This is a genomic window from Vibrio sp. D173a (assembly GCF_030248475.1).
The window spans coordinates 1-12068 of the sequence record NZ_JAHGAH010000123.1 but is presented as its reverse complement, the minus strand read 5'-3'; the positions used below and the strand labels follow the sequence as shown (position 1 = coordinate 12068).

Annotated in this window: 11 protein-coding genes; 4 read left to right on the top strand and 7 right to left on the bottom strand. The window is 45.5% G+C overall.

From position 1 onward, the window contains the following. Positions 1 to 68 precede the first annotated feature (68 nt). Together KIV40_RS13785 and KIV40_RS13780 are read right to left on the bottom strand one after the other, a co-directional pair. Positions 69 to 458 carry a DUF2750 domain-containing protein gene (locus KIV40_RS13785; protein WP_005425781.1) on the bottom strand — a complete coding sequence of 130 codons (390 nt, stop codon included), beginning with the start codon at positions 456 to 458 and terminating at the stop codon, positions 69 to 71. A 74-nt stretch (positions 459 to 532) separates the two neighbouring features. After that, the gene (locus KIV40_RS13780; protein WP_038889496.1) at positions 533 to 1438 is read right to left on the bottom strand and encodes a manganese-dependent inorganic pyrophosphatase; all 906 of its coding nucleotides are present in this window, start codon (positions 1436 to 1438) and stop codon (positions 533 to 535) included. Between the two features lie 206 nt (positions 1439 to 1644). On the opposite strand from KIV40_RS13780, the gene KIV40_RS13775 reads away from it, so the two are divergent. Then, entirely contained in the window at positions 1645 to 2859 is a 1215-nt protein-coding gene (locus KIV40_RS13775) for a putative manganese transporter (RefSeq protein WP_228174068.1), read from the top strand. Positions 2860 to 2933: 74 nt separating this feature from the next. Here the strand turns inward: KIV40_RS13775 and KIV40_RS13770 are convergent, their stop codons facing one another. The 4 genes from KIV40_RS13770 to torE form a co-directional block, all read right to left on the bottom strand. After that, positions 2934 to 4673 (bottom strand): alpha-galactosidase, encoded by a 1740-nt coding sequence (locus KIV40_RS13770; RefSeq protein ID WP_285349725.1) that lies wholly within the window; start codon positions 4671 to 4673, stop codon positions 2934 to 2936. 198 nt (positions 4674 to 4871) lie between these two features. Then, positions 4872 to 7334 (bottom strand): trimethylamine-N-oxide reductase TorA, encoded by a 2463-nt coding sequence (gene torA / locus KIV40_RS13765; RefSeq protein ID WP_285349723.1) that lies wholly within the window; start codon positions 7332 to 7334, stop codon positions 4872 to 4874. Positions 7335 to 7360: 26 nt separating this feature from the next. After that, positions 7361 to 8545 carry a pentaheme c-type cytochrome TorC gene (gene torC, locus KIV40_RS13760; RefSeq protein WP_228174071.1) on the bottom strand — a complete coding sequence of 395 codons (1185 nt, stop codon included), beginning with the start codon at positions 8543 to 8545 and terminating at the stop codon, positions 7361 to 7363. Between the two features lie 50 nt (positions 8546 to 8595). Further along, positions 8596 to 8775 carry a trimethylamine N-oxide reductase system protein TorE gene (gene torE, locus KIV40_RS13755; RefSeq protein WP_005450728.1) on the bottom strand — a complete coding sequence of 60 codons (180 nt, stop codon included), beginning with the start codon at positions 8773 to 8775 and terminating at the stop codon, positions 8596 to 8598. A gap of 461 nt (positions 8776 to 9236) precedes the next feature. Between torE and KIV40_RS13750 the strand changes: the two genes are divergently transcribed. Further along, positions 9237 to 10037: an ABC transporter permease gene (locus KIV40_RS13750; protein WP_045418221.1), complete on the top strand. Its 801-nt coding sequence runs from the start codon at positions 9237 to 9239 to the stop codon at positions 10035 to 10037. 251 nt (positions 10038 to 10288) lie between these two features. Further along, positions 10289 to 10426 (top strand): hypothetical protein, encoded by a 138-nt coding sequence (locus KIV40_RS13745; RefSeq protein ID WP_005430270.1) that lies wholly within the window; start codon positions 10289 to 10291, stop codon positions 10424 to 10426. Between the two features lie 62 nt (positions 10427 to 10488). Here the strand turns inward: KIV40_RS13745 and focA are convergent, their stop codons facing one another. Further along, the gene (gene focA / locus KIV40_RS13740) at positions 10489 to 11349 is read right to left on the bottom strand and encodes a formate transporter FocA (protein ID WP_038889509.1); all 861 of its coding nucleotides are present in this window, start codon (positions 11347 to 11349) and stop codon (positions 10489 to 10491) included. A gap of 299 nt (positions 11350 to 11648) precedes the next feature. Between focA and KIV40_RS13735 the strand changes: the two genes are divergently transcribed. Beyond that, complete coding sequence (locus tag KIV40_RS13735; protein ID WP_285349719.1) at positions 11649 to 11885, top strand: TIGR02647 family protein; 237 nt, start codon at positions 11649 to 11651, stop codon at positions 11883 to 11885. Positions 11886 to 12068: the final 183 nt, after the last annotated feature.

The following is a 12068-nucleotide window of genomic DNA, read 5'->3' as shown; positions in this document are numbered from 1 at the left end:
TGTGATCAAGAGACAGGCATCAACGCAGGCTTTTTAGTCTCTGAATGTCAGAACGCAATTGGTAATGCTTAACGACGGCTCGCTTGCTTGCGCAGTTCGAAATCAAACTCATCTGGAAACAGCACCACGCCTTCTTCATTCTGGTTTGGGAAAACCACAACAGACAGCTCATCATCTTCTAGACCCGACGTCCAACGACTGTGCCATTTGTTCAAAGAGATAGCTTCTGGCTCACACTCTTCCCAGTCACCTGTCGCCCATTGCTGTGCAAACTCTTCGTTTGGCCACACTGGTACACAATCGTCGTCTTCTGTGTTTAACATCACGCAGCCGTGTTCGTCCTTCAGAATCCACACTTTGCGGTTTGCTACGATTTCCTTCACACAGTATTTCAAACGCTGCTCTTCGTTGTAGCGATTGATGGTGTCCATTTGCTCTTGGGTTAATGCTTCAGACATGTTCGTCTCCTATTCCCATAGAAAAATGCCCACCTATTGGCGGGCATTTACAGTATACGTCGGTAATAATGAAATTACACAAGCTCAGTTTGAAGCCAAGGCCAGCCTTGCTTCTTACGGCTTAGAGTGTTTTCCATCATTAGCATGCCGTCTTTCTCGTGCTTAACAAGCTTCTCAGCCCACTCACCTTTGTAAAGAAGACGAGTTTGAGCTGTAGTGATGTCTGTTAGCATAACAGCAGCGAATGCTAGGTTGTCGTTTGCACAACGCGCTTCTAGATCGGCTTCTAGTGCTTCGATCATGCCGTCAACTTGCTCTAGAGTTGCAAGTTCAACCTGACCTACTACTACGTCACGACCGTTGAATGGGTAACCTTTAAGGTCTTTTTCAACAAGTTCAGCCGCTGATAGACCTTCAATGTTTGTCTTAGCAATTAGAAGATCTTTAGTGAATGCGTCTACGTCTTGTACGTCTGCGATAGCCGCTAGCTCAGCAACAGCATCTTTGTCTTTTTGAGTACAAGTTGGAGAAGCAAAACCTACTGTGTCAGATAGGATAGCTGACATCATTAGCTTAGCGATTTGAGGCTTGATCTCGTGACCCTCAATCTTGAACATGTTGAATAGTACTGTGTTAGTACAACCAACAGGCCAGATCCATGCTTCCATTGGGTTCACTGTCATCACGTCACCTAGACGGTGGTGGTCAACGATACCCGCGATTTCAGCTTCAGCGATGTCGTCTGGTGCTTGCGCTAGATCTGAGTAGTCTACTAGCCAAACAGTTTCGCCAGCTACTGAAGTGCGTAGCTCAGGAACTTCTGCGCCAGCTACTTCAAGGATGTGCTGAGTTTCACGGTTAATTTCGCCCTGACGAATTGGCATTGCTTCAACACCACGCGCCTTTAGAAGTTCAGTTGCAACTAGTGCACTACAAATACTGTCACTGTCTGGGTTCTTATGACCTACAACTAGAATCATGTTTCTTCCTATTCAAGTCAATTTGATGGCTTCCTAACAGGGTGAATTGCATAACGAATTACACCGAGGAAGCGGGTTTGCTCACAAAGGCCCTTACTTTACCTGATTTAAGGGAGATTGACACGAAGAAAAGTTGTTACGGCCTATTGCGAATAATTCTCACTTTCATATAATGAGAATTATTACCATTTGCATTTAAGCTTACTATGAACGCAACCAAGATTTTTAATTCAGCACACCCGTTGCTGCAACCTGCTCAATTTCGCCTTGCTTATAAGCGACTTTTGCTACCCGTTGCGTTGCTCGCGCTATTAGCAAGTGAAGCGACAAGAGATGTCACCGTCGCCACGCTATCGGATTCGTTCTGGGCCGTTTCTTGTTATGTTGCTGCAACGCTCGCGATATACCACTACTTGTCGAACTTCATGTCGAAGACTAATCGATTAACCGCGCTTTACCACCGCTCTCGTAGCCATCAAGTGTTCTTTGCTGCATTGCTTGGTGCGCTTCCTGGTTGTGGTGGTGCAATTGTTGTAACAACACAATTTATCAGCGGGCGTGTTGGCTTTGGCGCTATCGTTGCCGTGCTGACCTCAACCATGGGCGATGCGGCTTTCTTGTTGCTTGCAGCCAAGCCTGCGACGGGTTTTAGTATCATCGCTTTGGGCATCGTGGTTGGTACGTTGTCTGGCTGGGTGGTGAACGCTTTCCATGCCGATGATTTTCTGCGCCCAAAGCAGAAAAAACAATCACCTCAAGCACAGTGCTGTAACAGCCACGGCGACACACATACCCCAATGGAGCAGCGCGCGATTAACTTGCAAGGTGCGTTTTGGAAATGGTTGCTTGTGCCTGTCACGATCGTTGCAGTACTTGGCTCATTTCAAGTCGATATTAACCAAATGCTTGGTTTGAAAGACAACACCATGGAGTGGTTAGGGGCGACGTTTGCGGTGATCAGTATGTTCCTGTGGGCAATGACCAAGGAACTTGGCGACTACCAGTCGACCGTATCGGAAGATGACAAAATCATCGACTCCCACCCAATTCAGAAAGCGGCGCAAGATACTAACTTTGTTAGTGCATGGGTAATTTTGGCTTTCCTCGCTTTCGAGCTTACCACATACTTCTCTGGTCTGGATTTAGGCTCTACGTTCTCTGGTTGGGGGATTTGGATGCCACTGATTGGCCTTGCAATTGGCCTGCTGCCGGGCTGTGGGCCACAAATTCTGGTTACCAGTCTGTATATCTCAGGCGCGGTACCATTATCGGCACAGTTATCAAATGCGATTTCAAATGATGGTGATGCCCTATTCCCTGCCATTGCTATGGCACCGAAAGCGGCGTTAGTTGCGACTGTCTACTCGGCCATCCCTGCGTTGATTGTCGGCTACGGGTACTTCTTCCTATTTGAATACTAATCGCCTGATACACATGTAAATGGACATAAAAAGAGCCTCAATCGAGGCTCTTTTTCTTTTTCAATCTAATCAGGCTATGCGGTCACGATAGCTTTAGCATTCAGACCTTTATCCAAACTGACCAGTAATAGCTGACAAGGCTCTTGGTTAAGCTTCTCTCCGGTCCAGTAATCATACCAATCTGTTGGCTGGTCTGCGGTAAGCGTAAACTCTGTCGCTTCATCATTGGTGTAATTAAACAAGCAATGCAGATCGTTTTTAGATGTTAGTGGTAGGAACGCATGGTTTAAACCTAGCGCGGTAAACTTAGCCGATTCTTGATTACGGCGTTGGCGCAGCATCAGTTTTGCCATCGTCTTGCTCGCAAATGGGGTGATTTCTGGTAGAGGGTCACCAGAAAGAAGTAGACCGCCACACGCTAGCAGCACGTTGCGATGGAATTGATAATCTTCACGCGAGGCTGCTTGGTTAGGTAATGAAGTGAATGTCGCGCAATCTGGGTCAATTTGCCATAACTTGCGATGCTGCCAACTGCGGAAGAAGGTCTCTTTTGCGATTTGTTCAAAGCGATGGCTATGGCGCTCTACATCATCAGAAACACGCATGGCATCAACGAGCCCCAAAGAAGGCCACATTGGTGCGTTACAACCTAACAGCCACGCATCTCCCGCCCCTTTAGCGATCGCTTCCATACCCATGCGGTAGGCTTCTACACCGGTTACGCCCGATTGACTGCGCTTACCTTTTAAAGTGCCCCAGTAGTTTGCGTCTAATTTGAATAACTCAACGCCCCACTCTTGACGCATGACGGACACAACGTGGGTTAGATGATCTTGCACTTCAGGATTTGAAGTATCGAGAATGTACCACGGTGTACAACGCCAACCGCCATAAGTGACATCTTCAGCTTTCAGGAGGTCTCCGTCCTCGTGACGCACAAACCAATCGGGATGCTTTTTGAAGATTTCTGATTCTGGCTGGGCAATGAATGGTGCCATCCAAATCGCTGGCTTTTTGCCTTTCGCGCAAATGTTGTGAATCAACTCTTTCACACCACCAGAGAACTTATCCGAAGGCGTTAGCCAATCGCCCATAAATGCTTGGTAGCCATCATCTAGCAGCACCCATTCGAGCTCGGCTAGGTTGTCTTGCATACATTCCACGTTTTCTAAAACGTTGTCTTCGGTCACATCCGCGTAGTAGGCATACCAAGAGCACCAACCAATCGGAGCGTCTTGTATTACTCCGTCACGCACAGGATGATGTTTTGCAATCATCTCACTGTATTGTTGGTAAAGCTCAGACAGAGATTGACCGCGTAATATGGCCACAGATTCCAGTGTGTTATGTTCCCAATCCGCTACTTGGGTATGTTCACCATCAATAGAAGCAGAAAGAACCCAATGCTCACCGTGCGTCTGAACCTCAAAATAGCCTGCAAAGCGATGACAAGACGTAAAGCCAAACAAGGTGTAACCTGCGGCATCTTCAACAGCTAAGTAGTTGTAGTAACGCTTAGGTGCACTCTCTGGGTAAATACGGTAGGAATTATTGTTATCTGGGCAGCGACCAATATCGATAGGTTGAGAAATGGTACCGCTGGTCTGCGCCAACATTTGGAAACCGTCGCCAAGCACCGTTGCACCTTGCTCATAGAGGAAAGGCATTTGAAACAAGACTTCACGATCGGTGAAGGTTTTATTGTGTATCCCGGCAAAAGAAAAATGGATTTGGTTGCCTACGACTTCAAATTGAAGATCGTTATCACTCACTGAAATCTCAGTGTGATTGGCCAATTGAATGGTCTGAGCCATAGAGAATCTACTCACTTAATTATTATTGTTTCATTAAGCGCATTATCCTCCCCTTCCCTCACCCAATTCGTTATCAACGTCACGAATCCGTTGCATCTCAATTTATTCAAACTGGTTATTGAGAGAACGCTCACTGAATTTTGGTCAAAAAAATACCAGCCCGAGGGCTGGTATTTCATTCATAGCTTAGTGCTCTAATTAAGCAACTTCGATCGGACCACCGAATGAAGTCACTGGTGGAACTTTACCAGTGAATTTCTCGAAGTCTACGATACATGTGTTCGCAGAAGTCGCTTGTGCTAGCTCAGAAGAACCGATGTCTTGAGTTAGTGTGTTAGGGTCACCGTAAGTACAAATTGCACCTACTTTCTCGTTTAGAGGACCGTACCACGCACCTTCTTCGATACGGATAACACCACGTGGGTAGCTGTCAGTAAGTACAGCACCAGCAAGAAGCTGACCACGGTCGTTAAATACACGTACCAAGTCACCGTCTTTAATGCCTTTTGCTTTTGCATCAACTGGGTTGATGTATACAGGCTCACGACCTTGAACAGCGTAAGTAGCACGGAAATCTTCAGATTCACACATCTGAGAGTGCAGACGCTTGTCCGGGTGGCAAGATTGTAGCCAGTACGGGTGTTTGTCAGAGCCAGGACCACCGTGCGAGCGTTCTGATTTCTCGAACCACATTGGGTGTTCTTGACAGTGTTCGTAACCGTAACGACCGATCTTACGAGAAGTGATCTCGATGAAGCCAGAAGGTGTGCCCAGTGGGTTGATTTCTGGATCTTGACGGAAGTCAGCGTGACGAACCCAAGGCTTACCTTGACCGAAGTCTAGTACGCTCTTCTCCCAGAACTCATCAAATTCTGGCATTTCGAACTTACCGTCGTTCGCTTTCTTACAATCGTTGTACAGGCTGCGGATCCATTCCATCTCGCTCATGCCACGAGTGTACTCGTCGCGACGACCAAAGCGTTGAGTCAGTTCACTCATGATTTGGAAGTCTGGCTTAGATTGGAACAATGGGTCCACTAGACGATGCATAGCAATCAGACCTTTGTTCGAGTAAGAACCGTATACGTCGATATCGTTACGTTCCCACTGAGTACATGCTGGAAGCACGATATCAGAGAAACGACACGTTGCCGTCCAAGCGAACTCAATCGTTACTACTGTTTGTAGTTTCTGGAACGCTTGCTTCATACGGTTACGATCTTGGTGGTGGTGCCATGGGTTACAACCCGAGATCACCATCATCTTGAAGTCTGGAAGCTTAACTTTACCGCCGTTGTAGTTGATCTGTTTACCTGGTTCTAGCAGACAGTCGATCCAACGAGCAACAGGGATAGTACGGCTGTAGCCGTTAAAGTCATTGTTGTCCCACTTCGGCTTCATACCTGTATCTAGGTTACGAGGGAAACCACCAGGGCCCGAGAAACCAGTTGAAGGAACACCGATACTTGAGTAGTGGTGACCGTAAGAGATACCACCGCCAGGTAGACCGATTTGGCCAACCATTGCTGCAACTACTGCTGCTGCCCAATATGGCTGCTCACCGTGCTCTTGACGTTGGATACACCAACCCATAAGGATCTGTGTACGACCGTTCACTAGCATGCGTGCGAATTCACGAATCTTGTCCGCTTTAACGCCACAGATAGGTGCAGCCCACTCAGGGGTCTTAACAACTTTATCTTTCGTTTCACCTTGAACGTACTTGATGAAATCTTCGAAACCTAGACAGTAAGTTTCAATGAACTTCTTGTCGTACAGGTCTTCGTTGTACAGTACGTGCGCAACAGCAAGCATGAATGCTACGTCTGTTAGCGGGTTAATGTATAGGTGATCGTTCTCTAGGTAACGTTGAGTCTTGTTCTTAACTGGGTCTACAGATAGAACGTTGATCTCACCTTTCGCTACTTTTTCCTTCAACTGCGCTAGGTAGTTGAAAGATTCGTGCGTTTCACAGTTCCAACCTACTTGTAGGTTTTTCACTGGGTCGTTTGCCCAAAGAATGATGTTGTCTGAATTCTCTAGGATTTCAGACCAAGACGTACCTTGTGCGTAAACTTCTGTTGAACCAAGTACGTAAGGCATGATGGTTTGACCTGCACCAGTAGAGTAGTCGCCTACTTTAGTGATGAAGTTACCGTGCATACCTACAGCACGTTGCATGTGTGCCGTACAGTTGTTGAACGCACCAGTTTGGTTCCAACCAGTTTGACCTGCGTGTAGAGCCCATGGACCGTATTCTTTCTGAACACGTTCTAGCTCACGGTAGAACAGGTCTAGAGCTTCATCCCAAGTTACACGGATGAAACGGTTATTACCGCGCGTCTCAGCGCTGTATTTGTGCTTCTTTAGCCAATCTAGACGAACCATTGGGTAACGAACACGTGATGGGCTGTAGATAATGCCCTTGATGCCCTTCAACATTTCTGTTGGGTTCTGGTCTAGTTCTAGCGGTTTGATCTCTTGAACTTTACCCGCGTAGATGTGGGCGCGGAACGCGCCCCAGTGTGAACCTGTTACTTTCCAAGTACCAGTAGACTCAGCTGCGTTTGCAGATGCTGAAGCCAATAAGCTTGGACCGATAACTGACGCTGCGCTTGTGGTTGCTACACCTTTAAGAAAACTTCTTCGTGTAATAGCCATTTATTTTTACTCCAATCCGACGCTTATTAGTGGTGACCTTCAGCATAATCTGAAGAGTGCTTCTGTAGGTACTTCAAGATCAGTGCTTCGCTGTCTGTATCTAGGTTAACGAACGCTAGCATACCGTCGAACATACCTGGCCATGTGTTCGCATCGAAGTGCGCTTCAGCTGGTTGTGTGTGACATACAGAACAGTTAGTTCTGTAAGCTTCTTTCGATTTTTCCCATACAGGGTTGATGTCGTTCAGCATAGATTCTTTCTTGATCCATACTTTCGCTGCTACTTTCTCCCAAGGAAGACCAGTTAGCTCATCAACTTTCTTCTCACCAGCCGTAACAATGTTCGCGTCTGTTGATGCTTCTTTCAGTAGAGATGCTACTGCGATGTTTTTACCGAAGTCTTCTTGAATTACACGACCGAAGCCTTTCGCTTTACGCCAGCCGTCGATTTCAATTTCAACGTAGTCGCCTTTGTCTTCAAGAACTTTTACAGTCGATGCTGGGTTTAGAAGACCTGCTTCTTCAGCACCTTTGTCATCGAAGTAGATTGGTAAGTGACGAACACTGACTAGTTGCTGACCTACACCGTAATCCGTGTTAGAGGTCATGCCTTCTAGGTCACCAACGATACCACCGATGCTATCCATACCAGCAGGTAGGTGGTGTGCTATACCTTTGTGGCAGTCCACACAGCTTTGATCTTTCTCAGCTGCTTGTTTCATTTGGATACGAGCGGTTGGAGACATTTGCTCGAAGTCCATTGAATCGTAGTTGTGACAGTTTTTACACTCTAGAGATTTGTTTGCAGAGAAACGATCCCATTCGTGTTTTGCAAGTTCGATACGACGCTCTTCGAAAACACCCGGTTCGTCGTAGTTGCCAAATACTTGTGCGAATACTTCTTTAGACGCTTGCATCTTACGAGCGATCTTATCTGTCCAGTTGTGTGGAACGTGACAGTCAGGACAAGTGGCACGAACACCAGAGTGGTTTTTCCAGTGAACCGTGTCTTGTAGTTCAACGTATACATTGTCACGCATTGTGTGACAACTAATACAGAATTCTTCTGTGTTGGTTGCTTCTAGGGCAGTGTTAAAGCCACCCCAGAAAATAACACCAGCGATGAAACCGCCCATAGTCAGCACGCCTAGGCTGATATGGACTGCCGGGCGCGTCATCGTACGCCACAGTTTAATGATTAATGATTTCATTATTTGCTCTCTTAAAATCTTTTCTAAAGTGTGGTTATGAGCTCAACGGCTTACATACCGTGCGCGCCTGGAGGACCAAAGAAGAACACTTGAAGTGCCCAAACAATAAATCCGTAGCCGCCTACGAAAGCCACACTCAGAATTGGGAAGAGAACAACTGCAATGAAGAGGAACGACTTCCACTCCAGTGAGCGTTTTTCACCACTCTCAATTTTGTTAACATCACTCATACATTTGCCTATTTTGTATCTAGTGTTATTGGAAAGCCCGCGTCAGCAAGCTTAAGACTTACAATCTCTATGGGAAAAAGTTTAGACCATACTAATAGTAAGGTTCAATCAAATCTGATGCTCCCCCCCTTGTTATCCAACACTTTTTTGAGCTCATCCAGAGATGTGTTTGATTGATATCCTTTGTGAAAAAATATTAATGCATGTGAAGAAATAAGTCTTTTGCAGACATGTTAAGAATACAACACAAGATTAACTTTGTTTACAATTTTCTGGATTTTTTCGTGCTACTAAATCGCTCTTTTTCCGACTAAAGACAAGCAGTTGTGATCGTCTTGTTAAGAAAACTTCACTAAATCATCGTGCTTTTCCAAACGTAAGATTGCAAAAAACAGACCTCGCTAATTCATAAACCAACCGCACTTCGTTAGAATCAAAACGTTTGTTTCCGGAGAAAGTTTATGAATCAAGTTGTGGATATTAATTGGTTTGAACTCGCCCTTTTTAGCTTGATTCTGCTCATTCCACTCACCATCAATAAACGATACAAACTTGGCATTGCCAAAGACACTGTCATTAGTGTTGTGCGTATGACCGTTCAATTGGTTCTTGTCGGTGTGTATTTGGAATACCTTTTTAAGCTGAATAGCTTGGCAGTAAATTTGTTGTGGCTAGCGATTATGATTGTGGTTGGGGCTAGCTCGATTGTGAGTAAAACCAATCTACCCAAAAAACCTCTCATGTGGCCTTTAATCGCAGGATTGTCTTGCAGCTTATTCCCTTTGCTTGCGGCGATTGCTTTTGGCCTCGTCAAGCCAGAGCCCTTTTACAACGCGCAGTATATGATCCCGTTAGCAGGTATGCTTCTGGGCAACAGCTTGAGCAGCAACATCGTTGCCTTGCAGAACTTATTCACTGCTTTTGAGCAAAGAAAATCTGAATATGAAGCCGCTATATCTTTAGGTGCATCACCCAAATACGCCTCCTTCCCTTTCCTTCAAGAAGCGCTTCGTAAATCTCTGGCGCCTATTCTCGCCTCCATGGCAACGACTGGCTTGGTGACGCTTCCCGGCATGATGACAGGCCAAATCTTAGGTGGCGCTAGCCCGATGGTGGCCATCAAGTACCAATTAATCATCATGCTAGCGATTTTTGTCATGCTCAGTGTGTCTGTGGCGATTACCTTAGAGATGACGCTGAGCTGTGTCCAAACAAAAGAAGGCCGCATAAAAGTGAAGTTTATCAACAAGGATAAGGCTTAAAGTTGGTCACTTCGCCATCACATAAGCGTCTCATTTTATGAATTTTTCTCGATCAAAAAAGATACTCACGATCTTTGAGACAGGTTATCCACAGAAAATGTGGATAAACCCCAAAAACCCATAAGCAACCAGAAACATAAGAGCAACTTTGAGACTTACCTCTCCTCATCAATCAAACGATCACAGATTGGTCATAGAAGCGTCATCGACTGGCTCTAAAGTGCAGTTAAACGACGAAAGGAGAATTCATCATGGATAGGTTAATCACGCGAGAAAAACTCGATGATTTAGTGTCAGAAGTACCTGTAGACTGGCTAACACAAGAGCCTGTAGAAATGACATCTCACTGGATCCCAAATGAATTTGGTATCAACGAAGAGCTCGTCTAGCGCAACAGCTAAAACATTCAGATAAAAGAAAGGCAAGCCACGTAGCTTGCCTTTTTTGAAAATTATTTCAGATGCTTATCTTCATCACGCAGGTAAATCATCCAGTACCACATGCCAACGAAGACACCACCACCGATAATATTACCGATCGTCACGGGGATCAGGTTGTTGGTCAAGAAACCGATCATGTTCAGATCCGCGTAGTCTGCAATGTTGGCACCTGTCATTTGCCAGAATGACTCTGGAGCAAAGTATTTAATACCAATCGCCATTGGTACTTGGAACATGTTCGCAATACAGTGCTCAAAACCTGCAGAAACGAACATCGCTACTGGCAAGATCATTACTGCGATTTTATCTGTCAGGGTGCGACCGCTGAACGTCATCCAAACTGCGATACATACTAAAACGTTACACATGATGCCTAGCGCGACGGCTTGGAAGAAACCGTGATGCAGCTTATGTTGCGAAATTGCCATCGCATTCAAGCCCACTTGTCCACCGTCGAACATGTATTGCTTAGTAATAAGCATACAAACAACAAGTAGAACCGCACCAACCAAGTTACCGAAGTATACAACCAGCCAGTTCTTCATTAAGGCTTTCCATGAAATCTTGCCACTTGCACGTGCCACCAGCGTAAGAACCGAACTGGTAAACAGCTCACCGCCAGTAACAACCACCAAGATCAAGCCAAGGCTGAATGCCAAACCACCAATAAGGCGTGTAATGCCCCAAGGGAGATCACCAGCACCAGTGGTTACGGTTGTGTAGAAAATAAAAGCAATACCAATGTGAATACCTGCAGAAATCGCCAACAGGAAAGATTTCATCGGAGCTTTAGTTGCTTTGCCAACACCTACTTCGGCGGCACGTTCAGCAGCCTGAGGTGGTAATAGTGAGTCAAACTGATTGAAGTTCATGGAAGTGTAACATTTAGAAACAATTAACGAGGCGCGGATAATCGCTCCATTTCCAGACTTTTTCAAGGGCTATTTTTCATGTTTACCAAATTTGTTGTTGCTGAGAGAGTCATCGATAAAATTCAACAATGAGTTATTGTCCTAACCATTATTAATATTTGGTTCAAATGTTTACTGTAGAATAAAATTTCCGCGTTATATCAGGCCTATAGCGCTACACTTAACATTTCTAAGGCTTTTCTATTGCTCAACCTTAGTTTTCAGACTAGCTTGTTTAAAAAAGTACGAAGGAATTACCTATGAAATATTCAGCTGACCATATCGCCGAACTGAACCTACTTCTTCAATTCGATTTAAGCAGCGCAGCTACTGGCATCAAAGTCCACAAAGAAGCTTCTGAAGAAATGCAGGCAGCCGTTGCGCGTCTGTACGAAAAACAACTATGCACACAGCCAGATGGCGGTTACCTAACTGACGAAGGGATCGAAGTTGCAGAACGCGCGGATAAGATCCTTCGAGTGCTTTCTGCGGAATAATGATATTTAGACAAACCAATATCTAAATTTAAAAAGCCACCGCAATGGCTGTCTCTTGATCACAAGTCTAGTGATCAAGAGACATTGCGAGTTCGTAGCCCTCAAGGATGGTTTGTAGTTTAAACCATCCTTCCCAAAGCACCTTTATTGAAGCTCTACCCGTCCTTTTGGTATCTTTCCAAC

Coding starts and splice junctions, on each gene's coding strand:
- KIV40_RS13785 (WP_005425781.1), bottom strand. CDS start 458: ATGTCTGAAGCATTAACCCAAGAGCAAATGGACACCATCAATCGCTAC.
- focA (WP_038889509.1), bottom strand. CDS start 11,349: ATGAACTTCAATCAGTTTGACTCACTATTACCACCTCAGGCTGCTGAA.
- KIV40_RS13745 (WP_005430270.1), top strand. CDS start 10,289: ATGGATAGGTTAATCACGCGAGAAAAACTCGATGATTTAGTGTCAGAA.
- KIV40_RS13775 (WP_228174068.1), top strand. CDS start 1,645: ATGAACGCAACCAAGATTTTTAATTCAGCACACCCGTTGCTGCAACCT.
- torA (WP_285349723.1), bottom strand. CDS start 7,334: ATGGCTATTACACGAAGAAGTTTTCTTAAAGGTGTAGCAACCACAAGC.
- KIV40_RS13735 (WP_285349719.1), top strand. CDS start 11,649: ATGAAATATTCAGCTGACCATATCGCCGAACTGAACCTACTTCTTCAA.
- KIV40_RS13750 (WP_045418221.1), top strand. CDS start 9,237: ATGAATCAAGTTGTGGATATTAATTGGTTTGAACTCGCCCTTTTTAGC.
- KIV40_RS13770 (WP_285349725.1), bottom strand. CDS start 4,673: ATGGCTCAGACCATTCAATTGGCCAATCACACTGAGATTTCAGTGAGT.
- KIV40_RS13780 (WP_038889496.1), bottom strand. CDS start 1,438: ATGATTCTAGTTGTAGGTCATAAGAACCCAGACAGTGACAGTATTTGT.
- torC (WP_228174071.1), bottom strand. CDS start 8,545: ATGAAATCATTAATCATTAAACTGTGGCGTACGATGACGCGCCCGGCA.
- torE (WP_005450728.1), bottom strand. CDS start 8,775: ATGAGTGATGTTAACAAAATTGAGAGTGGTGAAAAACGCTCACTGGAG.